Consider the following 22,023-nt stretch of genomic DNA (forward strand, 5'->3'; position numbering starts at 1 on the left):
TCAGTCCTCGTCGAAGGCGTCGTGCAGCGCGGCCTCCTGCTCGGCGGAGAGGTTCGTGAAGATGAGGTCGTCCGGCGGGTTGTCGGCGAACGCCTCGCGGACCTTGTCGATGACCGCGTCGGAGGACATCACGAACAGCGCCGAGGTCCCGGGCGTGATCTGGTCGCGCACCTTCTTGATGAAGCCGTCGTCGATGCCGACGTCGGTGAGCGAGCCGGCCAGTGCCCCGGCCGCCGCGCCGACCGCGGCGCCGAGCAGCGGGATGAAGAAGATCAGGCCGAACAGCATCCCCCAGAAGGCCCCGCCCAGGGCGCCGGCGCTGGTCGTCGGGGTGTGCTGCTGGGTCTTCGGCTTCTTCTTGCCCTCCTCCCAGGAGACGGTGGCCGCGTCGTGCAGCACGATCGACTGCTCGCTGGCCAGTCGGTTCAGCGTCGCGGACGCGTCGCGGGCGCCGCCGGGAGTGTTGAACTTCCAGACCGTGAGGGTCGCTTTCGCCATGGTGGTGCTCCTGCGTGCTTGTCGGATGGGTACGGCGTCGGTGCCGTGCTGGGCACTCTCCTCCCGCCGCACGAGCAGGTGCCTCGCCCGATTCCGGTGAGGCATCGGCACGCGGCCGAGACCTACCGTCGGCCTCAGGTGGTGAGCGGACGCAGGGCGGCAGGAGGCGCGTGGTGACGAGGACACTGATCCGGGTCGACGCGACCATCTCCGACGAGATCAGCTCGGCCTTCCCCCAGCTCGCCGCCCGGCGGCAGCGGCCCCAGACGACGCTGGTCGGGGACCTCGTCGACCAGCAGGAGCTGCAGGGCGTGCTGAACCTGCTCAGTTCGCTGGGCATCGTCGTCCTGGAGATCTTGACGATCCCCGAGGACTGACGAGGCGCCGTGTCGCGGGCGGTCGTGGGAGGATCGGGCCATGCCGGTCGTCGAACACGAGCACGGAGCCATGCGGGAGAACCTCGTCGCGGCCCTGCGTGCCGACATCATCAGCGGGCAGCTCGGCCCCGGCGAGCCGCTGCGGACCGAGGCGATCATGCAGCGCTTCGGCGTCTCCAACTCGCCGCTGCGCGAGGCCTTCGCCCAGCTGGCGACCGAGGGCCTCGTCGTCGTCCAGCGGAACCGGGGCGCGTCCGTCGCGCCGCTGAGCCGCGAGGCCGCCGACGACGTGATGCGGGTGGGCGGGATGCTCCTCGAGCACGTGCTGCGGTGGGGGATGCCGCAGTACCAGCAGAGCGACGTGGCGGCCCTGCGCCGTACCTCCCTCGACCACGACCTGGCCTACCTCAGCGGTGACCTGGCGATGGCGTTCGTGATGGCCGACCGGTTCATCGACCAGCTGGTCGAGCGCTGCGGGAGCCGGGAGCTCGGCCACGCCTTCCGCGGGCTGCACCCGCAGCTGCAGCGCGTGGTCCGGCTGCTCGAGCCGCTCGTCTACCTGCCCCTGCAGTCCTCGCTGCAGGCGGCGACGATCGCCGCGGGCGAGGACCGCGACGTCAACAGCGCGGTCATGGCCGTCGGCTCGGTGTGGCGCCAGATCGGGCGGTCCGTCGCGGCGCTCGACGCCGAACGCTTCCGCGGCTGAGGCCCGAGGCGATGTCCGCTCTCGTCGAGCACCCCGACCTCCTGGCCCTGAGGCGGCGCCAGCGCGCGGGGGTGCTGGGTCGGCGCGTCGGCTGGGTGCTGCTGCCGGTGGTGATCGCCTCGACCACGCTGCACTACGTGGGGGAGTACCGGATCCTGACGGCGGCGCTGGTCACCCTCGTCGTGCTGCTCAACACCGTGCACATCGCCCTGTCGGTCTACGTCTTCGGCTTCGTGCGACCCCGCCGGACGCTGAAGGTCTTCCACATCTACTTCGGCTACGTGCTCGGCGTGCTGATCTGGGCCTCGCAGACCAACCTCGACCGCGAGCCCCTGCACACCTGGCTCACGGTGCTGATGGGGCTCGGGATCGCCGTGCACCTGCTGCTCGCGGCGCGCTGCGCGGCCCAACGTCGGGCCGCGCAGCACGCCTGGGGTCGAGCGCTCAGCGGCTGACCTTGACCACCGTCCGGGCGGCGGTGTCACGCAGGGTCGGGCTCAGCGTGGTCCCGGCGTAGGTGAACCGGAGCGTGCCCCGACGCGGTGCGCGCCAGGAGAACGAGCCGGCGAAGTCGCCGTTCTTGCCGCGCACGGTGAGCGTCCGCAGCACCTTGGTCTTGCCTCGGGCGGGGTCGAAGACGACCTTCACCCGGCGCGCGGGGCCACCGGTGGCGGCGTCCAGCCGGACGGCGTACGTCGTCCTCTTGGCCTTGCCCTTGCGCTTGGTGGACACGGAGAGGGCGCTGCGCACCGTCTCGGACTTGACCGTGTTCGTGACCGTGGTCGGCACCTCGACCTTGACGACGGGGGTACGCCGCCAGATCGCGAGGGCGTTGCGGTCGAAGGAGCTGAACACGAGCTCGGCGACCTGGTCGCCGTTCAGGTCGGCCACCACGGCACCGCCGGCCTGGCCGAACTCCTCGCCGGGAGCGGTCAGGGTGTGCTGGAGGGTCTTGCCGTCCGCGAGCTGCTCGATCCAGAACAGCCGCCGGTCGCCGTCACCCGAGACCGCGAGGTCGACGTCGCCGTCGCCGTCGATGTCGCCGTACCCGAAGACGCCGGGGGCGCCCTGGCCGTAGGTGGCCCGCGAGGTGATGTCCTCGCCGGGGAAGATCGGCAGGAGGTTGTTGCGGAAGTCGTCCGTGCAGTCCGGCGTGCTGGTCGCCGGGGTGGACAGGGTGTTCAGGGTCCACTGCTGGGTGGGGTCGGCGGGGGGCAGGAACTCCAGCACCTGCTCGCTCGCCAGGATCGGCAGCACACAGCGGTTGGTGTGGTTCGTGCCGATCCAGGAGACGGTGCCGGGAGCGCGGAAGTCGGGCACGGGACGGATCTGGAAGCCCTGGCCGACGCCGCGGCCGCCGGCCGGGGTGTCGTCCAGCGTGGCGATGGTGTGCGGGGTGAAGTCGTCGGCGCTCAGGCCGGGCACGCCGTCGTCGCCGCGCTCCAGCCACAGGAACGTCGCCCGGCCGGCGTCCGCGGCGCCGGAGCCGACGTCGAAGTACTGCGAGGTGATGATGTCGAGCTCGCCGTCGCCGTCGACGTCGTGCACGACCGGGAGGCTGCCGCCGACGTCGCCGAGGGAGACCGGCGCCTCGAAGGTGAGGTCGGCCTTGCCCTTCAGGAACTGGGTCTGCACGTCGTCGTCGGTGAGGTTGCCGGCGACGCGGCCCTGCTCGCCGACGGTGATGATGTCGCGGATGCCGTCGCCGTCGAAGTCGACGTGCTGGACGCCGTGGTACGACCAGGCCTGGCCGGTGAGGATGTTGTGGCGGACGAAGGGGGTGGTGGGCCCGGTGTTCTCCCACCAGGTGAGGCTGCCGCGGTTGACGCCCCCGGCGGACTCGAAGAAGTTGCCGGCCGGCACGATGATGTCGGTGTCGCCGTCCCCGTCGACGTCGGAGAGCGTCGGCTGGTTCGGGAAGATGACGTTCTCGGTCGTGTCGAACACCGTCACCTTGCGCCAGTCGGCCAGGTTGGCCTTCGGGCGGTAGACCTGCAGGGTGCCGCCGCCGACGGGCAGGCCACCGGCACCCAGCGCGCCGAAGCCGGAGGTGACGAGGTTCTGCTCGCCGTCGAAGATCTCACCGACGACGGTGAAGCTGGCGCCCTGGATCCCGGTGTCGACGTTCACCCGGGTGAACTCGGGTGCGGTTGCGGGCGCGGGTGCGGCCGAGGCGCTGGTGGTCGCCGTGACCAGCGAGGCGGGCAGCAGGGCGAGGGCGAGCAGCGTCGTACGCCGGCGCCGGGATGGGTGGCTCACAGGCAGGTCCGTCCTTCGATCGTGGGAACGAAGGACCACCGTGACAGCGATTACGCACAATCACCAGAAGTTTCGCGAAATTTAGTTGAGATGATATAGACCTGTGCCCCGGCGGCGCTCCCACGCCGAAGCGGCGACGAGGACCAGGAAGGCGAGCAGGGCGCCCGCCACGACGTCGATGACGTAGTGCTCGGCGAAATAGACCAGTGCGGTCGACATGGCCAGGGGGTAGAGCAGCAGCAGGAAGCGCCACGGGGTGCGCAGCCGCTGGACGGCGTACATCGCGATCAGGAAGGAGATGCCGGCGTGCAGCGACGGCATGGCCGCGACCGGGTTGCCGACGCCCTGCAGGATCAGGTCGATCCGGTCCAGACCGATGTCGGACCACCCGCGGCTCGTGATCCGCGTGACCTCGCCCATGTAGCCCTGCTCCGAGGCCATCCACGGCGGGGCCATCGGGTAGAGGATGTAGACCACCAGGGCGCCGAAGTTGATGCCGACGTAGCGGCGCATCCACATCAGCCAGTCGCGGCGGTTGCGCACCCACAGCACCGCGGCGATGGTCAGCCCGGCCAGGAAGTGCGTGGCGTAGACCGTGGTGAAGAACAGGTCGTACCAGCGCGGCTCGCTGCCCTTCGTGCACGGGTCGCTGCACCAGGCGTCCTGCAGCCGCTCGGTCGGGGTGATGCCGCCGCCGAGCCACTCGTCGACGCGGATCGGCATCGTGATGTGCACCGGCAGGCCGAGCTCGTCGGTGAGGCCGCGGCTGTAGAAGTAGATGACCAGGCCGACGACGGGGATCCACCAGTCGCGCAGGAAGTACAGGTGGAAGCGCGGCGGCGCCTCGATGTTCCACGCGATGGTGCCGACCCACAGCCACAGGAAGACCTGGATGGTGTCGTTCGGGATGCCGAGCAGGTCGATCCACAGGCCGAGCAGCGCGGCGTACCCGACCATCGCGGCGATCCGCACCTTGCGGCGCGTCGCGCGGCCCGGCAGCGGACGCCCTGACTCGGCGAGGACGACGTTCGGCTCCTCCGCCTGCTGCACCATGCGGAGGAGTCTAAGAGTTGGCTTGGTCGGTTCGTCAGGCGGTGGCCAGCGGGTCCAGGGCGCCGTGCTCCTCGACCCGGGCGGCCAGCGCCCCCAGCTGGAACGCGCCGTCGCCGAGCAGGTGGTCGAGGGCCGTGAGCCGGGCGGTGTAGCTGCCCACGGAGTACTCCGCGGTCATCGCGATCCCGCCGTGCAGCTGGATCGCCTCCTGCCCGACGTGCCGGCTCGCCCGGCTGACCTGGAGCGCCGCCCGGGCCGCGGCGTCGGCGGTGCGGGCCGCGTCGCCGGTCGCGACCACCATCGTCGCCCAGTGCACGAGGCTGGCGGCCAGCTCCACCGAGACGTACATGTCCGCCGCGCGGAAGGTCAGCGCCTGGAAGGTGTTCAGCGTGACGCCGAACTGCTTGCGGCTGGTGAGGTACGACGTGGTCGTGGCCAGCGCGACCTCCATCGCGCCCAGCGCCTCGTGGCCGGCCATGATCCGGCCGATGTCCTGCACGGTGGCGATCGTCGCCTCCAGGTCCTGCCCGGGCGTGCCGAGCGGGGTCGCGGGGGTCGACTCCAGGGCGATCCGGGCCGCGCGGGCGCCGTCGTACGTCCGGTAGCCCGTGCGCGTCAGCCCGGCCGCGTCGGAGGCGACCAGGAACAGGCCGGTGCCGCCCTCGGGGAGCGCGGCGCTGACCACCAGCAGGTCGGCGCGGGCGCCGTGGGGGACGGGCTCCTTGACGCCCGTGAGCGTCCAGGCGTCGCCGTCCTGGGCGGCGGTGACCTGGGTGGCCGAGGGCGCCCAGCGGCTGCCCTCCTCGTCGTGGGCGAAGGCCAGGATGCTCTCGCCGGCCGACAGCGCGCCGAGCACCTCGGCCCGCTGCTCGGGGGTGCCGGCGGCGGAGACGAGACCGCCGGCGAGCACGACGCTGGTGAGGAACGGCTCGGGCGCGAGGACCCGGCCCAGCTCGTGGGCCACGATGCCGATCTCGACCGGCCCGGCACCGACGCCGCCGTCCTCCTCGGCGAACGGCAGGCCCAGCAGACCCATCTCGGCCAGCTGTGCCCAGACCTGCTCGCTGAAGCCCGGGTCGTCCGCGACCGTGCGGCGGCGCTGCTCGAAGTCGGCGTACGCCTTGCCGATCAGGCCGCGTACGGCGTCGCGGAGCGCGACCTGCTCGTCGTCATAGGTGAAGTCCACGGTTGCCCCTCAGAGTCCCAGGATGGTCTTGGCGATGATCTGGCGCTGGATCTCGTTGGACCCGCCGTAGATCGACGCCTTGCGGAGGTTGAGGTACGTCGGCGCCGCGTGCCGCGCCCACGCGGGGACGCCCGAGCCGTCGCCGCTCGCCAGCCCCGCGGGTCCGGCCAGGTCGAGGACCAGCTCGGTGACCGCCTGCTGGAGCTCGGTGCCCTTCAGCTTCAGCACCGAGCTCGCCGGGTGCGGCTCGCCGCCCTCGGAGTGGGCGACCACGCGCAGCGCGGTGAGCTCGAGCGCGAGCAGCTCGTTCTCGATCTCGACGACGCGGGCGCGCACCAGCGGGTCGTCCAGCTGCGAGCCGGCGAGCTGCTTGGCCCGGGCGAGCACCCGCTTGATGGTGCCGACCGGCGCGACGCCGACACGCTCGTTGCCGAGCAGGAACTTCGCGATCGTCCAACCGCCGTTGAGCTCGCCCACCAGCAGGTCGGCCGGCACCCGCACGTCGGTGAACCACACCTCGTTGACCTCGTGGCCGCCGTCGATCAGCTCGATCGGGCGGACCTCGACGCCGGGGGTGGTCATGTCGATGAGCAGCATCGAGATGCCGGCCTGCTTCTTCACGTCGGGGTCGGTGCGGACCAGGGTGAAGATCCAGTCGCCGTACTGCCCCAGCGTGGTCCAGGTCTTCTGCCCGTTCACCACGAAGTCGTCGCCGTCGCGGACGGCGGTGGTGCGCAGGCTCGCCAGGTCCGAGCCGGCGTCCGGCTCGGAGAAGCCCTGGCTCCACCAGATGTCGAGGTTCGCCGTCGGCGGCAGGAACCGCTCCTTGAGCTCCTGCGAGCCGAACTGGGCCAGCACCGGACCGATCATGTTGGCGTTGAACGCCAGCGGCAGCGGCACGGCCGCGGCCTGCATCTCGTCGTTCCACAGGTGCCGCTGGAGGTCGCTCCAGCCGCGCCCGCCCCACTCCACGGGCCAGTGCGGTACGGCGAGGCCCGCGGCGTTCAGCGTGCGCTGGCTCTCGACGTGCTGCTCCTTGGTGAGCTCCTCGCCGGCGATCACCGCGTCGCGGATCTCCTGGGGGAACTTCGTGGTGAAGAACTCGCGCATCTCCTCGCGGAACGCCTGGTCCTCCGGCGACAGCTCCAGCTGCATCGGTGTGCCTCCCTGGTGGTGTGCGCCCATCATGGCGGGTTCCGGCAACCGTGTCGCTGCTGGCGGGTGGCGTGCCGGAGGCCGCGGGACGTCGTACGAGGTGGTGGTCGGGGTCGCCGGGACGTACGACGTCCGGAGCGACGCCGGGCACGAAGGTAAAGAAGATGCCGGAGGCGGCCTGATCCCGGACAATCGGTCGACGTGGGTCACGTGGATGTCGCCGGGGTGCGCTACGAGCTGCCGGACGGTCGGGTGCTGCTCGACGAGGTGTCCTTCCGGGTCGGCGAGGGGGCCAAGGTCGCGCTCGTGGGCGCGAACGGCGCCGGCAAGACGACGCTGCTGCGGATCATCACCGGAGAGCTGCAGCCCCACGCGGGCGTCGTGACCCGCAGCGGAGGACTCGGGGTGATGCGCCAGCACGTCGCGCACGGCTCCACGACCGTGGCCGACCTGCTGCTGAGCGTCTCGCCGCCGCGGGTGCGCGCGGCCGCCGCCGAGGTCGACCGGCTCGAGCTGGCGCTGATGGACAGCGACGACGAGAAGACGCAGATGGCCTACGCCACCGCGCTGGGGGAGTACGCCGACGCCGGCGGGTACGACGTCGAGGTCACCTGGGACGTCTGCACCGTGGCCGCGCTGGGGCTGCCGTACGACCGGGCGAAGTACCGCGAGCTGACCACGCTCTCGGGCGGCGAGCAGAAGCGGCTGGTCCTGGAGTTCCTGCTCCGCGGCCCCGACCAGGTGCTGCTCCTCGACGAGCCCGACAACTACCTCGACGTCCCCGGCAAGATCTGGCTCGAGGGCCGGGTCCGCGAGTCCGAGAAGACGATCCTGATGATCAGCCACGACCGCGAGCTCCTCAACAACACCGCCACCCGGGTGGTGACAGTCGAGCTGGGCGCCGCCGGCAACACCGTGTGGACGCACCCGGGCGGGTTCGCGTCGTACCACGAGGCGCGCCGCGACCGGTTCGCGCGGCTGGAGGAGCTGCGCCGCCGCTGGGACGAGGAGCACGCCAAGCTGAAGGCGCTGGTGCTCCGGCTGAAGATCAAGGCCGAGTACAACGACGGGATGTCGAGCCAGTACCGCGCCGCGCAGACCCGGCTCCGCAAGTTCGAGGAGGCCGGGCCGCCCATGGAGCAGCCGCGCGAGCAGCAGGTCTCGATGCGGCTCCAGGGCGGCCGCACCGGCAAGCGCGCGGTCGTCTGCGAGAACCTCGGGCTCACCGGTCTGATGGAGCCCTTCGACCTCGAGGTCTGGTACGGCGAGCGGGTGGCCGTGCTCGGCTCCAACGGCTCGGGCAAGTCGCACTTCCTGCGCCTGCTCGCCGCCGGCGGCAGCGACCCGGACGTCGAGCACCGGCCGGTGGGGGACGTCGAGATCCGCCCCGTCCCGCACACCGGCAAGGCCAAGCTCGGCGCCCGCGTGCGCCCGGGCTGGTTCGTGCAGACGCACGAGCACCCCGAGCTCATCGGCCGCACCCTGCTGGAGGTGCTGCACCGCGGCGACGGTCACCCCGACGGGCGCCAGGGCATGGGCCGGGAGCAGGCCGCGCGGGTCCTGGACCGCTACGAGCTCGCGCACGCCGGTGAGCAGCCCTTCGAGTCGCTGAGCGGCGGCCAGCAGGCCCGGTTCCAGATCCTGCTGCTGGAGCTGTCCGGGGCCACCCTGCTGCTGCTCGACGAGCCCACCGACAACCTCGACGTGCAGTCGGCCGAGGCACTCGAGGAGGGGCTGGCGGCCTTCGAGGGGACGGTGCTGGCAGTCACCCACGACCGCTGGTTCGCCCGCGGCTTCGACCGCTTCCTCGTGTACGGCGCCGACGGTGCCGTCTACGAGTCCGAGGGGCCGGTCTGGGACGAGGGCCGGGTGCAGCGCGCGCGATGAGCGGGCTGCAGATCGTCGACCTCGACGTCCACGACCGCCCGGCGTTCGACGCCTGGCACGCGGCGTACGACGCCGCCGAGCGGTACGGCCGGGAGGAGGTCGCCGCGGTCTGGCAGCTCGAGGAGCTGCGGGCGATGATGCAGGAGCCCAGCCTCCGCTTCCGGTACGCCGGCTGGTCCGGGCTCGTCGACGGCGAGGTGGTCGCGGCCGGCTGGATGCGGATGCCGCTGCTAGACAACGTGGACCGCGCCGAGCTGGCGGTGCACGTGCGCCCGGAGCACCGCCGGCGCGGGCACGGCAGCGCGATGCTGGCCCATCTGGAGCGGGTCGCCCGCGAGTCGGACCGGAGCATCCTGGCGGGCGAGACCGGCTACGCGTACGACGCCGGACCCGACGGCGTCGGGGAGAGCGGACCGGAGTTCGCCCGGGCGCGGGGCTACGTGCTGGCCCTCGGCGACGTGCAGCGCGCCCTCCCGCTCCCGGTGGCCGACGAGCTGCTCGCACGGCTCGCGGCCGAGGCGGCGCCGTACCACGCGGCGTACACGCTGCGGTCCTGGATGGGGCCGGTGCCCGAGGAGCTGCTGCAGGGCTGGGCCGAGATCACGGCGAGCCTGATGACCGAGGCGCCGACCGGCGAGCTGGACGTCGAGCCCGAGGCCGCCAGCCCGGAGGCCGTCCGCGCCGGCGAGGCCGTGACGGCCAAGCAGGGCCGGACGAAGGTCAACACCGTCGCGCTGACGGCGGACGGCGAGCTGGTGGCGTACTCGGACCTGGCCCTGACCGAGCACGAGTCGGACCGCGCCTACCAGTGGGGGACGCTGGTGCGCCGCGACCACCGCGGCCACCGGCTGGGCATCGCCGTGAAGGTCGCCAACCTGCGGCTGCTGCAGGCCGAGCGCCCCGGCCTGGGTCGGTTGATCACCTACAACGCCGAGGTCAACGAGCACATGGTCGGCGTCAACGACCTGCTGGGCTTCGTGCCGGTGGCGCGGCTGGGCGAGTTCCAGAAGCACCTCTGAGACCCGCCCAGCCGACCGTTCCCCCCACCGGATCCGTCCCCCCACGGTCGGATCAGGACTTGGACGACGACCCGTCGGAGTCGAGCTTCAGCTCGGCGGTCTTCTCGGAGCCGTCGCGCTGGTAGGTGACGGTGACGGTGTCGCCGGGGCGGTAGGACCGGATGGTGGCGATCAGGTCGTCGGAGCTGGAGATCAGCTGGTCGTCCACCTTCGTGATGACGTCGGACGCCTTCAGGCCGGCCTTGCCGGCCGCCGAGCCGTCGCCGATCTCCTGGATCTGCGCGCCCTCGGTGCTCGCCTGCTCCTGCTGCTGTGAGGGGCCGCCGTTGCCGCCCTGGGCGGCGCCCACGTCGGAGACGGTGATGCCGAGCCGGGCGTGGGTCGGCTCCTCGCCGGCCACGATCTGGTCGACGATCGGCATCGCGTCCGAGATCGGGATCGCGAAGCCGAGGCCGATCGAGCCGCCCTCCTGGCTCTGCCCGAACTGCGACGAGGAGCTCGTGGTCTGGATCGAGGAGTTGATGCCGACCACGTGGCCGGCCATGTCGACCAGGGCGCCGCCGCTGTTGCCGGGGTTGATCGCCGCGTCGGTCTGGATGGCGGGGTACGCCGTGGTGTTGCCGTTGCCGTCGCTTCCGACGTCGACGGGGCGGTTGAGCGCGCTGACGATGCCGCTGGTGACGGTGGCGTCGAGGCCGAACGGCGAGCCGATCGCCACGACGCCCTCGCCGACCGACAGGTCGTCGGAGGAGCCGAGCGTGGCGGGCGTGAGGCCGTCGACGTCCTGGGCCTGGATCACCGCGACGTCGGTGAGCGGGTCGGTCCCGACGACCTCGGCGGCCGCCTTCGTGCCGTCGTTGAACGACACCGAGATCCGGCCGCCCTCGCCAGCGAGGGAGACGACGTGGTCGTTGGTCAGGATCTGGCCGTCCGAGCTCAGGATGATCCCGGAGCCCGACCCGGAGCCGCTCGACCCGCTGACGTCGATCTTCACCACCGACGGCAGCACCGAGGAGGCGACCGACTCGACGCTGCCGTCGGCTGCCGGGGTGTCGGGGGTGTCGGCGACCTGGGCCGTCGTCCGCGAGGACGGGCTGGTCCCGGCGGCCGGCTCGTCGTCGAGGGCCGACCAGGCGGCCGCACCACCGACGCCGGCGGCGCCGCCCACGAGGAGCGAGGCCGCGACGACCGCGGCGGCGAAGCCCTTCCGGCCCCGGCGCGGCGGCTGGTGCGCGAGCACCTCGGTCTGGGCGGGCGCCGTGGCCGTTCCCGGAGGCGGGAACGACGGGGGCGGCGGCGGAGGACCGAACACGGGGTGGCTCGCGGTGTCGGTCGGCTGGTCCTGGGGGCTGCCGGGGTAGACCGGCTGGGTGTCGTCGTGGTGGCGGTCGCTCATACCGACGAGAGTGGCCGTCGAGCCTGTGATGATGCTGAGACGGACCTGGAAGAGCGCGAAGAAGCGTCCCCGCCCCGGTGCTGTGCGCCGCGTCACGCCCCGCGGAGCGGCCCGGCAACTGCGCGCCACCAGTCCGCCCACAGCGCGGTAACAGGTCCTCAACAGCCCTTCCCGAGGTGCGTGCGGGCTGCCAGGGTCACGGTGACGACGAGACCTGGGGGGCTTCTTTCGTGGGAACGACTGCACGTGTCCGCGTGGCCGCATCGGCCGCACTGGCACTCGCACTGGCCGGGCTGACGGTGTCGGTGAGCGGGTCGCCCGCCGTGGCCGGCACGGCGTGCGTGAACACCGTCCACCCGTTGGGCCAGGCCACCGGCTGGACCGAGTTCGTCGAGGGCGACGGCTACCGGACGTCGGAGTCGGAGGGGTCGGTCGCCTACGGCGGCGACCTCCCGACCGGGATGACGATCGGGTCCGACCTGACCGTCGCCAAGACGGTCCCGACCCTCGTCGTGGCCGGCACCCACGGCCAGTGGTTCAACCTCAACAAGGGCAGCGCGTACGTCGTCCCGAAGTCGGGCGTCAACCACAACAGCGGCGGCGGCTACCTCGCCACCAACCCGATCGACTTCCCGGCCGCGTTCACCCAGCTGCGCGCGGCCTCCGCCCAGTGGGGAGCCGCGGCGGCCACCGGCACGCTCGTCGAGCAGAGTGACGTGGTCAACCGGATCATCGTGCTGCGTGGCGCCGACCCGAGGCTCAACGTCTTCACGCTCACCCAGGCCGAGCTGAGCGCCGCGAAGACCATCGCGTACGACGTCCCGACCGGCGCCGCGGTGCTCGTCAACGTCCGCGGGGCCGCGGTGAGCATCACCAGCAAGATGACCCTGACGCCGGGCGGAGCCCAGCCGACCACGGCCGGGGTGCGGGCGCGCGGGCCGTTCATCTGGAACTTCCCCGACGCCACCAGCGTGAGCTTCGACGTCGGCTCGGACTTCGGCGGACACGTGATCGCGCCCCGCGCCGACGTGACCGTGCAGCTCGGCGTGCTCGTCGGTCAGGTCGTGGCGAAGTCGTTCCGCTCGCCGAACGAGACCCATGTCGCGTTCCTCCCGGCGACCGTCTGCCTGCCCGGGCCGACCACGCCGACCGTTCCCACGGAGCCCGACCGTTCCGACGTCACCGTCGCCAAGGCCGTGTCGGCCGCCAGCCCGCGCGGCGGCGACCAGGTCACCTACACGCTCACCGCGCGCAACCTGGGTGCGGCCGCCGCAACGGGCGTCGTGGTCCGCGACGTGCTGCCGGCCGGTCTCACCGTGGAGTCCCTGTCGAGCGGCTGCGCGATCGTCGGACGCACGGTCACCTGCACGGTCGGGACCCTCGCGCCCGGCGCGTCGCGGGCGTACGCCGTCGTCGTCACCGTGGACCCCGTCGCGGGTGCCGGCGCTCCGGCCGACCGCTGGGCGCTGCACGAGCTCACCCCGACCAAGCACGAGTGGCACGTCGACCTCGAGGCGGGGGAGACGAGGACGGTCTCGGTCGGCTGTCCGGTCGGCGGCGCGATCCTCAGCGACGGCCAGCTCCGCGTCGACCACGTCGACCAGGGCACCGGCGCGCTCACCGACGTCCGGGTGCTGCGCCAGGAGGCCACCGGCCTCGGGACCTGGAAGGCCGTCGTACGCAACGACGCCACCGGGCGCGCGCAGGCCAAGGCCTTCATCGTCTGCCTGCCGCCGACGACCGAGGTCACCCAGGGCCACCGCCACGCGCTGGACGCGGACACCGCCCCGGTGACGTCGGCGTACACCTGGGCCGCGGGGCGGCGTACCGCCACCCTGTCCTGCCCGGCCGGGACCGTCCCGATCGCTCCCGGCTACACGACGACCGGCGGCGCTCCGCGCTGGTCCGGTTCCGAGCCGTCCGGTGCCACGGGCTGGCGGTTCGTCTTCGACCTCGACGAGGCCACCACCGTGGTCCCCTCGATGCGCTGCCTGCGCCGGGAGGTCTCGGCCGCCGGCGGGCACACGCACGACCTGGTGCTCCAGCACGTCGCCCGCACCGTCACCGTCCCGCCGGGCCAGGTCGTCGAGGAGCAGGTCGTCTGCTCCGATCTCGCGAAGGGGATCACCGCCACCTGGTCGCTGCCGGCCGGCGTCGTCCACCTCGGCAACGACCCGCGGCTCAAGGCCCGTGCCTTCCGGCTGCTCAACACGACCGGAAGCGCGCAGCAGGTGCTCCTCGACCTGGAGTGCCTCGGCGACCGCCCCGGTCCGGAGGTCCGCGGCCACGACCTGCCGGTCGTCGTCGACAACACCGCCACGGTGACCTCGACCTCCGAGGACGCCAACCCGGCCAACAACAGCGCCTCGGTCTCGATGAGCGTCCAGCCCGGCGCGGTCACCGCGACCGCGCTGGCCGCCGCCCGGACGACCCGGCGGGTGGCCGTGGTCCGCATCGTCTCCTCGATGCCCGGCACCGGGACGGTGCTGCTGCGCTCCCAGCGGGCCGTGCTCGCCCGGGGCAAGGTGGCGCTGCGCGCCGGGACGGTCACGGTCGCGACGGTGAAGCTCACGAAGAAGGGCCGCAAGGTCTTCCGCAAGCGCCGCGCGGCCCGGACGGTCGACGTGGTCGTCGTGCCCGCCCGCGGTGCTCGCGACGTACGACGGGTCGTGCTGCGGCGCGGCTGACGCTCAGCGCCTGAACGCCACGACCCCCGACGGTGAGCCGTCGGGGGTCGTGGTGGGTGGTGCGGTGCTCGTTACCGCCAGCGCTCGGAGGCCGGGACGAAGTTCAGCGTCCGGTCGCCGGTGTAGATCTGCTTCGGGCGCGCGATCTTCTGCTCCTTGTCCTGCACCAGCTCGTTCCACTGGGCCAGCCAGCCCGGGGCGCGGCCGATGGCGAACAGGACGGTGAACATCTCCGGCGGGAACTGCAGGGCCTCGTAGATCAGGCCCGAGTAGAAGTCCACGTTGGGGTAGAGCTTGCGCTTGACGAAGTACTCGTCCTCGAGCGCGATCTTCTCCAGCTCCTGGGCGATCTCGAGGAGCGGGTTGATCCCGGTGACCTCGAAGACGTCGTCGCAGGCCTTCTTGATGATCTTGGCGCGCGGGTCGTAGTTCTTGTAGACGCGGTGACCGAAGCCCATCAGCTTCTCGTCGCCGTTCTTCACGCCCTCGATGAAGGCGGGGATGTTCTCCTTGCTGCCGATGCGCTTGAGCATCCGCAGCACCGCCTCGTTGGCGCCACCGTGCAGCGGGCCGAAGAGGGCGCCGACGCCCGCGGCGACCGCGGAGTACGGGTCGACCTGCGAGGAGCCCACCGAGCGGACCGCGTTGGTGGAGCAGTTCTGCTCGTGGTCGGCGTGCAGGATCAGCAGCACGTCGAGGGCCTTGACCAGGCGCTCGTCGGCCTCGTACTTCTGCTCGCTCATCTTGAACAGCATGGAGAGGAAGTTCGCGGTGTAGCCGAGGTCGTTGTCCGGGTAGACGAACGGCTTGCCCTGGGCGTGCCGGAACGACCACGCGCCGAGCGTCGGCATCTTGGCGATCATCCGGACGATCTGCATGTGCCGGTTGTCGGCGTCCGAGATGTTGCGCGCGTCGGGGTAGAACGTCGAGAGGGCTCCCACCGACGCCATCAGCATCCCCATCGGGTGCGCGTCGTAGCGGAAGCCCTCCATGAACGACTTGACGTTCTCGTGGACGAACGTGTGGTACGTGATCTCGTGGACCCACGAGTCGTACTCGGCCTTCGTCGGGAGCGAGCCGTGGACGAGGAGGTAGGCGACCTCGAGGAAGGTCGACTTCTCGGCCAGCTGCTCGATCGGGTAGCCCCGGTACTCGAGGATGCCCTTCTCGCCATCGATGTAGGTCACGGAGGACCGACAGGACGCGGTGTTGACGAAGCCCGGGTCGTAGACGGCGAGGCCGGGAGTCTCTTCCGACGCCTTGATCTTCCCGAGGTCGGCAGCGCGGATGGTGCCGTCGACGATCGGTACGTCGTACTCCTGTCCGGTGCGGTTGTCACGGACGGTGAGGGAATCAGTCACCCGGGCAACTTATCCGTTGCCGATGAACCGTCGACACCCGGTGTCCGCCTCGCGGTCCCCTCGAGGTTTTGACCCCCGTGCTGAGTGGCCCGTATCTTGAGTGGTCGCGCCCCTGCCGCTCTCTCCTCGAGGGCAGACCCGGACGAGTTGGAACCGGGCAGTGTTCGTCAGAAGGCGCAGCACCACCACCCGATCGGCATCCCGGACGGGTCCCTACGAACGAGAAGGCTCTCCTGTGCGCACGTACAGCCCGAAGCCCGGTGACATCCAGCGCGCGTGGCACGTCATCGACGCCACCGACATCGTCCTCGGCAAGCTCGCCGTCACCTCGGCGAACCTGCTGCGGGGCAAGCACAAGGCGATCTTCGCCCCCCACGTCGACACCGGTGACTTCGTCATCGTGATCAACGCGGAGAAGGTCGCGCTGTCCGGCACCAAGAAGACCACCAAGATGGCCTACCGCCACTCCGGCTACCCGGGCGGCCTCTCGGCCACCCCGATCGGTGAGCTGCTGGAGAAGGACGCCCGCAAGGCGATCGAGAAGGCCGTCTGGGGCATGCTCCCGAAGAACAAGCTCGGTCGGCAGATGCTGAAGAAGCTGAAGGTCTACTCCGGCCCGACGCACCCCCACACGGCCCAGCAGGCCGTGCCCTTCGAGATCACCCAGATCTCCCAGTAATCGCATCCGTCGACGAGATCTGAAGAGGAATCACAGTGCCTGACAACACCGAGGTCGAGGAGACCTTCGAGACCAACGAGCAGGGCGTCGCCTACAGCTCGGAGAGCGCCCCGTCCGCCGACGCCCCGCTGCGTCCCGCGACCATCGCTCCCGCCGGCGCCACCGGCCGCCGCAAGGAGGCCGTCGCCCGCGTGCGGATCGTCCCTGGCACCGGCCAGTGGACCGTCAACGGCCGCACGCTGGAGTCGTACTTCCCGAACAAGCTGCACCAGCAGGTCGTCAACGAGCCCTTCGCCGAGCTGCAGCTCGACGGCCGCTTCGACGTCATCGCCCGCATCCACGGCGGCGGCATCACCGGCCAGGCCGGCGCGCTGCGCCTGGGCGTGGCCCGCTGCCTCAACGCGGTCGACGTCGAGGCCAACCGCCCCGCGCTGAAGAAGGCCGGGCTGCTCACGCGTGACGCCCGCGTCATCGAGCGCAAGAAGGCCGGTCTCAAGAAGGCCCGTAAGGCGCCCCAGTTCAGCAAGCGCTGATTCTGGAACGCGTGCCGGGCACCTCGCGGCGTTGCCGCCGCTCGACGACCCGCTCCGCTCAGAGGTCGCCTTCGCAGCGGCGCCTTGCGAGGCACTCCGGCACGCGTCCCAGAAAGTCGTGATGATGACGAAGCTTTTCGGCACGGACGGGGTCCGGGGTCTGGCGAACGGTCAGCTGACCGCTTCGCTGGCCCTGGACCTTTCCGTTGCCGCCGCCCGGGTCCTCGTCGACCGCGGTGGGTACGCCGGTAAGCGGCCGCTCGCCGTCGTCGGCCGGGACACCCGGATCTCGGGTCAGTTCCTGGAGCACGCCGTGGTGGCCGGTCTGGCCTCCGCCGGCGTCGACGTGGTGCGCGTCCGGGTCGTCCCGACGCCCGGCGTCGCCTACCTCACCGACGCCCTCGGGGCGGACGTGGGCGTGGTCATCAGCGCCTCGCACAACCCGATGCCCGACAACGGCATCAAGTTCCTCGCCCGGGGCGGGGTCAAGCTCGACGACGCCATCGAGCAGGCCATCGAGGAGCTGATGGGTCAGCCCTGGCAGCCGCCGACCGGCGGCGACGTCGGGCGGGTCACGCCGTACGCCACCCCGATCCAGGAGTACGTCGGCCACCTGGTCGCGACGACCAAGCCGCTCAGCGGCCTGAAGATCGTCCTCGACTGCGCCCACGGCGCGGCGTCCGAGGCCGGGCCGATGGCGCTGCGCGAGGCCGGCGCCGAGGTGATCGCGATCCACGCCGAGCCCGATGGCCTCAACATCAACGACGGCTGCGGCTCGACCCACCTCGAGCCGCTGCGCGCGGCCGTGCTGGAGCACGGTGCCGACGCCGGCTTCGCCCTCGACGGCGACGCCGACCGCTGCCTGGCGGTCGACCACCGCGGCGAGGTCGTGGACGGCGACCAGATCATGGCGATCCTGGCGCTGGGCCTGCGCGACGCCGGCCGGCTCGCCGACGACACCGTCGTCGTGACCGTGATGAGCAACCTCGGCTTCGTCCGGGCCATGGAGCGGCACGGCGTCACCGTCCGGCAGACCGCGGTCGGTGACCGCTACGTGCTGGAGGCGATGAACGCCGGCGGCTTCTCGCTCGGCGGCGAGCAGTCCGGGCACGTCATCCAGCACGACTACGCCACCACCGGCGACGGCATCCTCACGGCCCTGCACGTGCTGGAGCGGATGGTCGTGACGGGGGAGTCGCTGGCCTCGCTGGCCGCGGTGATGACCCGCTTCCCCCAGGTGCTGCTCAACGTCGCCGGGGTCGACCGGACCCGCACCGACGACCCGGCCCTGCTCGCCGCGGTCGCGGCCGAGGAGGCGGCGCTGGGCGACAGCGGCCGCGTCCTGCTGCGGGCCTCCGGCACCGAGCCGCTGGTCCGGGTGATGGTCGAGGCCGAGACCCAGGATCGCGCCCAGGGCGTCGCCGAGCGGCTGGCCGACGTCGTCCGGGACCGGCTCGCCCTGACCTGAGCAGTCTCCCTAGGGTGGGGCCATGTCGACCGGGCCGACCTTGACCATCCAGGGCGTGACCAAGCAGTTCGGACAGGTGCGGGCGGTCGACGACCTCTCGTTCACCGTCCGACCCGGTGTGGTGACGGGCTTCCTGGGACCCAACGGCTCCGGCAAGACCACCACCCTGCGGATGCTTCTCGGCCTGGCGCAGCCCACGGCGGGTCGCACGCTGGTCGACGACCGCCCGTACGTCGAGCATCCGCGACCCGCCCGCCTGGTCGGGTCCTCGCTCGAGCCCGGCTTCCATCCCGGCCGTACGGGTCTCGCCCACCTGGAGTCGTACGCGCCGCAGGTCGGCGTGAGCCGCGCTCGCTGTCGCGAGGTGCTCGACCTCGTCGGCATGGGGGCGTACGCCGACCGCCGGGTCGGCGCCTACTCGATGGGCATGAAGCAGCGGCTCGGCCTCGCCACCGCTCTGCTCGCGGACCCGCCCGCCGTCGTGCTCGACGAGCCCGCGAACGGCCTCGACCCCGAGGGCATCGTGTGGATGCGCGGGCTGCTGCGCCGCTTCGCCGCCGAGGGCCGCACCGTACTGGTGTCGAGCCACGTGCTCAGCGAGGTGCAGCACACCGTCGACGAGGTCGTCGTCATCGCCCGCGGCCGGCTCGTGCACGCCTCCTCGCTGGCCGACCTGGCCGCCACCGCCGAGGCCGGGACCCTGGTGGTGGCCGCCGACCGGGCGCGGCTCTCCCGACTCGCCGCCGACCGCGGCTGGCGCGCCGAGCCGGAGGGCGACGGTCTCCTGCTGCGCGGGGTCACCGCCGCCGAGGCCGGCGCCGCGTGCTTCGCCGCGGGGATCGAGCTGCACCAGCTCGCCACCCGGGGCGAGGACCTGGAGGCGGCCTTCCTCCGCCTGACCGCGCTCCCCGAGGCGGAGGCGGCATGAGGGCCGCGCTGCTCGCCGAGCACCGCAAGCTGGTCTCCACGCGGCTGTGGTGGATCCTGCTGCTCGGCATGGGGGTCTACCTCGCGTTCATCGGGGCGGTGATGGCTTTCTCCTTCACACTCACGGGCGAGGACGCCGGGACGCCCCCGCTCGCGGGTCGCGACGCCGCGACCGCGACGTACTCCCTGGTGAACGCGATCGGCTACGTCTTCCCGCTCGTGGTCGGCAGCCTCTCGGTCACCACCGAGTTCCGGCACCGCACGATCACCCAGACCCTGCTCGTCGAGCCGCGCCGCAACGTCGTCGTCTCCGCGAAGCTGCTCGCGACCGTGCCGGTCGGTCTCGCGCTCGGACTGGTCGGGGTGTTCGCCCTGGTGGCGACGAGCGCTCCCGTGCTGGCCTGGCGCGGCGACGGGGCCTACCTGAGCGACCCCGAGGTGATCGCGGTGCTGGTCCTCGGCGTCGTCACGACCGCGCTCTGGGCGGTCATCGGGGCCGCGTTCGGCATGCTGCTGACCAACCAGGTCGCGGCGGTCGTCGTCATCCTCGCCTTCACGCAGCTGGTCGAGCCGATCGCGCGCACCGCGCTCGGCGCCGTCGACGCCCTGGCCGGCGCGTCGGCGTACCTGCCCGGAGCGGCGGCCGACGCGCTCATCGGCGCCAGCCTGTTCGGGGAGATCGCGGGGATCGACCTGCTGCCGCGCTGGGGTGGTGCGCTGGTGCTGCTGGCGTACGCCGCGGCGTTCGCGCTGGCCGGACGGCTCACGACCTTCCGCCGGGACATCGGATGAGCGACGTCGAGGTCCGGGTCGTCGACGTCGCCGACGAGGCCGCGCTGCGGGCCTGGTGGGAGGTCGGCCGGGAGGTCACCGCCCACGACCGGCCGTACGACGCGTGGCCGACCTGGGAGGCGGGCCGGCCGATCATGCAGGCGAGCCGCAGCGACCTCGTCCGCACCCGCGTGCTGGCGGTCGGCGACGGCGTGGTCGTCGGTCACGGACTGGTGGTGTGGTGGCTGCTGGAGAACCTCCGGCTGGCCGAGATCGAGGTGCGGGTGCTGCCCGGCCACCGGCGTCGCGGGGTCGGGGCGACCCTGCTGGCCGACCTGGAGCGGCGCGCGGCGGCCGAGGGGCGCACGACGTACGTCGCCACCACCCACGCGGCGGTCGACGCGGAGAGCCCGGGATCGCGGTTCGCCACCGCGCACGGCTACCCGGTCGCGAGCGCCGAGGAGTCCAAGCTGCTCGACCTCGCGACCGCTCCGCAGGGCTGGTCGCCGCTCGAGGACGACGTCGCCGCCCACCTGGACGGCTACCGGGTCGTGGCTGTCGAGGACCACGTCCCGCGGGAGTGGGCGGCCGAGTTCTGCGGCCTGCTCTCGGTCTTCATGACGATGGTCCCCAGCGGCGACCTGGACCTCGAGGACGTCGCGTGGACCCCCGACCGCCTGCGGCAGCACGAGGAGCGCACCGCCGCGTCCGGACGCGCCTGGCTGGTCGCGGTCGGGGTGGCACCGGACGGGCGGCTCGCCGGCTTCACCGAGCTGGGGGTGACCCGGGCGGACCCGCGGCTCGCGACCGTCGGCGGCACCCTGGTGCTGCCCGAGCACCGCGGCTACCGGCTCGGGCTCGGCATGAAGCTCGCGAACCACCGGAGGCTGCTCGAGCTGTTCCCCGCGTGCCCGGTGGTGGTCACGACGAACGCCGGCGTGAACGCCCCGATGAACGCCGTCAACGAGGCACTCGGCTACCGCGTCGTCGAGCGCTGCCTCGACGTCCAGAAGAGGGTCACAGCTTCCTGAGCCGCACGTAGCGCACCGAGTGGTCGCGGTCCTTGCGCATCACCAGCGTCGCGCGGGCGCGGGTCGGGAGGATGTTCTGGACCAGGTTCGGGCCGTTGATCGTGTCCCAGATCCGCTCCGCCTCCGCGACCGCCTCCTCCGGGCTGAGGGCGGCGTACTTGGCGAAGTACGAGTGCGGGTCGCGGAAGGCGGTCTCGCGCAGCCGGAGGAAGCGGGAGACGTACCACTCGCGGATCTTGTCGCGCCCGGCGTCGACGTACACGCTGAAGTCGAAGAAGTCGCTGACCGCGAGCCCGGTGCGGCCGTCGTCGCGCACCCGGGCCGGCTGCAGCACGTTGAGGCCCTCGACGATCACGATGTCGGGGCGCTTGATGACGACCTTCTGGTCGGGCACGACGTCGTACACGAGGTGGGAGTACGTCGGCGCCTCGACCTCGTCCTTGCCGGACTTGATGTCGACGACGAAGCGGAGCAGGGCCCGGCGGTCGTAGGACTCCGGGAAGCCCTTGCGCTGGAGCAGGCCACGGCGCTCCAGCTCCGCGTTGGGGTAGAGGAAGCCGTCGGTGGTCACCAGCGCCACGTTGGGGTGCTCGGGCCAGTGGGCCAGCATCTGCTGCAGCACGCGGGCGGTGGTCGACTTGCCGACCGCCACCGAGCCCGCGAGGCCGATCACGAACGGTGTGCGCGGGGGAGTGCGCTGGTGCAGGAAGGACTCCTGGGCGCGGTGCAGCTGGCCGGCGGCGCTGACGTACAGGCTGAGCAGCCGGCTCAGCGGGAGGTAGACCTCCTGGACCTCGTCGAGGTCGAGGGACTCGCCGAGGCCGCGCAGGCTGCGGATCTCGTCGGCGCTGAGCGGGCTCTCCGTCTCCTCAGCGAGCGCCGCCCAGGCCGAACGGTCGAGATTCGTGTAGGGGGAGGACTCGTGGCCGCCGTCGTGGTGACCGCCGGAAGACCCCAGTGACGACCCCTGTGACATGGGCGCGATTGTTGCAGCAGAGTCGGCCGCGGCGGGTGTGGCGTCCGCCTCATC

At 71.9% G+C, this 22,023-nt stretch carries 20 protein-coding genes; 12 read left to right on the forward strand and 8 right to left on the reverse strand.

The features are described 5' to 3' along the window. On the reverse strand, positions 1-498 hold the full coding sequence (locus VMF51_RS00895; protein ID WP_325472493.1) for a DUF1269 domain-containing protein: 498 nt from the start codon (positions 496-498) through the stop codon (positions 1-3). Between the two features lie 173 nt (positions 499-671). Here VMF51_RS00895 and VMF51_RS00900 point away from each other — a divergent pair, with 173 nt between their 5' ends. From VMF51_RS00900 to VMF51_RS00910, 3 genes are read left to right on the forward strand one after another with little or no spacing between them, the layout of a single operon-like run. After that, positions 672-875 carry a hypothetical protein gene (locus VMF51_RS00900; protein ID WP_325472494.1) on the forward strand — a complete coding sequence of 68 codons (204 nt, stop codon included), beginning with the start codon at positions 672-674 and terminating at the stop codon, positions 873-875. A gap of 40 nt (positions 876-915) precedes the next feature. Further along, on the forward strand, positions 916-1,581 hold the full coding sequence (locus tag VMF51_RS00905; RefSeq protein WP_325472495.1) for a GntR family transcriptional regulator: 666 nt from the start codon (positions 916-918) through the stop codon (positions 1,579-1,581). An 11-nt stretch (positions 1,582-1,592) separates the two neighbouring features. Then, positions 1,593-2,036 (forward strand): hypothetical protein, encoded by a 444-nt coding sequence (locus VMF51_RS00910; RefSeq protein ID WP_325472496.1) that lies wholly within the window; start codon positions 1,593-1,595, stop codon positions 2,034-2,036. On the opposite strand, the gene VMF51_RS00915 is transcribed toward VMF51_RS00910, so the two are convergent. From VMF51_RS00915 to VMF51_RS00930, 4 genes are all read right to left on the reverse strand, one after another. Then, positions 2,026-3,840, reverse strand: a complete 1,815-nt coding sequence (locus VMF51_RS00915; protein ID WP_325472497.1) for a VCBS repeat-containing protein — start codon at positions 3,838-3,840, stop codon at positions 2,026-2,028. The two genes, VMF51_RS00910 and VMF51_RS00915, sit on opposite strands and share 11 nt — an antisense overlap. Positions 3,841-3,921: 81 nt before the next feature. Beyond that, positions 3,922-4,893: a phosphatase PAP2 family protein gene (locus VMF51_RS00920; RefSeq protein WP_325472498.1), complete on the reverse strand. Its 972-nt coding sequence runs from the start codon at positions 4,891-4,893 to the stop codon at positions 3,922-3,924. 34 nt (positions 4,894-4,927) lie between these two features. Continuing rightward, complete coding sequence (locus VMF51_RS00925; RefSeq protein WP_325472499.1) at positions 4,928-6,079, reverse strand: acyl-CoA dehydrogenase family protein; 1,152 nt, start codon at positions 6,077-6,079, stop codon at positions 4,928-4,930. Positions 6,080-6,088: 9 nt separating this feature from the next. Then, positions 6,089-7,234: an acyl-CoA dehydrogenase family protein gene (locus VMF51_RS00930; protein WP_325472500.1), complete on the reverse strand. Its 1,146-nt coding sequence runs from the start codon at positions 7,232-7,234 to the stop codon at positions 6,089-6,091. A gap of 201 nt (positions 7,235-7,435) precedes the next feature. Between VMF51_RS00930 and VMF51_RS00935 the strand changes: the two genes are divergently transcribed. Then, the gene (locus VMF51_RS00935) at positions 7,436-9,121 is read left to right on the forward strand and encodes an ABC-F family ATP-binding cassette domain-containing protein (RefSeq protein ID WP_325472501.1); all 1,686 of its coding nucleotides are present in this window, start codon (positions 7,436-7,438) and stop codon (positions 9,119-9,121) included. Next, positions 9,118-10,140: a GNAT family N-acetyltransferase gene (locus tag VMF51_RS00940; protein WP_325472502.1), complete on the forward strand. Its 1,023-nt coding sequence runs from the start codon at positions 9,118-9,120 to the stop codon at positions 10,138-10,140. The genes VMF51_RS00935 and VMF51_RS00940 overlap by 4 nt, the downstream gene beginning before the upstream one ends. 52 nt (positions 10,141-10,192) lie before the next feature. Here VMF51_RS00940 and VMF51_RS00945 read toward each other — a convergent pair whose 3' ends face one another. After that, a complete protein-coding gene (locus VMF51_RS00945; RefSeq protein WP_325472503.1) occupies positions 10,193-11,536 on the reverse strand; it encodes a S1C family serine protease in 1,344 nt (447 codons plus the stop codon). Between the two features lie 254 nt (positions 11,537-11,790). Between VMF51_RS00945 and VMF51_RS00950 the strand changes: the two genes are divergently transcribed. Further along, positions 11,791-14,223, forward strand: coding sequence for a collagen-binding domain-containing protein (locus tag VMF51_RS00950; protein WP_325472504.1), 2,433 nt, complete (start codon positions 11,791-11,793; stop codon positions 14,221-14,223). A 71-nt stretch (positions 14,224-14,294) separates the two neighbouring features. On the opposite strand, the gene VMF51_RS00955 is transcribed toward VMF51_RS00950, so the two are convergent. After that, a complete protein-coding gene (locus VMF51_RS00955) occupies positions 14,295-15,584 on the reverse strand; it encodes a citrate synthase (protein WP_325472505.1) in 1,290 nt (429 codons plus the stop codon). A gap of 235 nt (positions 15,585-15,819) precedes the next feature. On the opposite strand from VMF51_RS00955, the gene rplM reads away from it, so the two are divergent. The 6 genes from rplM to VMF51_RS00985 all read left to right on the forward strand — a co-directional run bounded on the left by rplM (position 15,820) and on the right by VMF51_RS00985 (position 20,993). Continuing rightward, entirely contained in the window at positions 15,820-16,263 is a 444-nt protein-coding gene (gene rplM / locus VMF51_RS00960) for a 50S ribosomal protein L13 (RefSeq protein ID WP_325472506.1), read from the forward strand. A gap of 35 nt (positions 16,264-16,298) precedes the next feature. Further along, positions 16,299-16,796: a 30S ribosomal protein S9 gene (gene rpsI, locus VMF51_RS00965; RefSeq protein ID WP_325472507.1), complete on the forward strand. Its 498-nt coding sequence runs from the start codon at positions 16,299-16,301 to the stop codon at positions 16,794-16,796. Between the two features lie 124 nt (positions 16,797-16,920). After that, complete coding sequence (glmM, locus tag VMF51_RS00970; RefSeq protein WP_325472538.1) at positions 16,921-18,264, forward strand: phosphoglucosamine mutase; 1,344 nt, start codon at positions 16,921-16,923, stop codon at positions 18,262-18,264. Positions 18,265-18,286: 22 nt separating this feature from the next. Next, positions 18,287-19,192, forward strand: a complete 906-nt coding sequence (locus VMF51_RS00975) for an ATP-binding cassette domain-containing protein (protein WP_325472508.1) — start codon at positions 18,287-18,289, stop codon at positions 19,190-19,192. Then, on the forward strand, positions 19,189-19,983 hold the full coding sequence (locus tag VMF51_RS00980; protein WP_325472509.1) for an ABC transporter permease: 795 nt from the start codon (positions 19,189-19,191) through the stop codon (positions 19,981-19,983). The genes VMF51_RS00975 and VMF51_RS00980 overlap by 4 nt, the downstream gene beginning before the upstream one ends. Then, positions 19,980-20,993 (forward strand): GNAT family N-acetyltransferase, encoded by a 1,014-nt coding sequence (locus VMF51_RS00985; protein WP_325472510.1) that lies wholly within the window; start codon positions 19,980-19,982, stop codon positions 20,991-20,993. Before VMF51_RS00980 ends, VMF51_RS00985 begins: the two co-directional genes overlap by 4 nt. Here the strand turns inward: VMF51_RS00985 and coaA are convergent. After that, a complete protein-coding gene (coaA, locus tag VMF51_RS00990; RefSeq protein ID WP_325472511.1) occupies positions 20,980-21,969 on the reverse strand; it encodes a type I pantothenate kinase in 990 nt (329 codons plus the stop codon). The two genes, VMF51_RS00985 and coaA, sit on opposite strands and share 14 nt — an antisense overlap. Positions 21,970-22,023 lie beyond the last annotated feature (54 nt).

The organism is Nocardioides sp. (assembly GCF_035503875.1).
Lineage (GTDB): Bacteria > Actinomycetota > Actinomycetes > Propionibacteriales > Nocardioidaceae > Nocardioides.

Excerpts from the sequence above, each read along its gene's own strand:
- VMF51_RS00940 (WP_325472502.1), top strand. The coding sequence starts at position 9,118 with ATGAGCGGGCTGCAGATCGTCGACCTCGACGTCCACGACCGCCCGGCG.
- VMF51_RS00930 (WP_325472500.1), bottom strand. The coding sequence starts at position 7,234 with ATGCAGCTGGAGCTGTCGCCGGAGGACCAGGCGTTCCGCGAGGAGATG.
- glmM (WP_325472538.1), top strand. The coding sequence starts at position 16,921 with ATGACGAAGCTTTTCGGCACGGACGGGGTCCGGGGTCTGGCGAACGGT.
- VMF51_RS00985 (WP_325472510.1), top strand. The coding sequence starts at position 19,980 with ATGAGCGACGTCGAGGTCCGGGTCGTCGACGTCGCCGACGAGGCCGCG.
- VMF51_RS00905 (WP_325472495.1), top strand. The coding sequence starts at position 916 with ATGCCGGTCGTCGAACACGAGCACGGAGCCATGCGGGAGAACCTCGTC.
- coaA (WP_325472511.1), bottom strand. The coding sequence starts at position 21,969 with ATGTCACAGGGGTCGTCACTGGGGTCTTCCGGCGGTCACCACGACGGC.
- VMF51_RS00910 (WP_325472496.1), top strand. The coding sequence starts at position 1,593 with ATGTCCGCTCTCGTCGAGCACCCCGACCTCCTGGCCCTGAGGCGGCGC.
- VMF51_RS00895 (WP_325472493.1), bottom strand. The coding sequence starts at position 498 with ATGGCGAAAGCGACCCTCACGGTCTGGAAGTTCAACACTCCCGGCGGC.
- VMF51_RS00975 (WP_325472508.1), top strand. The coding sequence starts at position 18,287 with ATGTCGACCGGGCCGACCTTGACCATCCAGGGCGTGACCAAGCAGTTC.
- VMF51_RS00920 (WP_325472498.1), bottom strand. The coding sequence starts at position 4,893 with ATGGTGCAGCAGGCGGAGGAGCCGAACGTCGTCCTCGCCGAGTCAGGG.
- VMF51_RS00945 (WP_325472503.1), bottom strand. The coding sequence starts at position 11,536 with ATGAGCGACCGCCACCACGACGACACCCAGCCGGTCTACCCCGGCAGC.
- VMF51_RS00980 (WP_325472509.1), top strand. The coding sequence starts at position 19,189 with ATGAGGGCCGCGCTGCTCGCCGAGCACCGCAAGCTGGTCTCCACGCGG.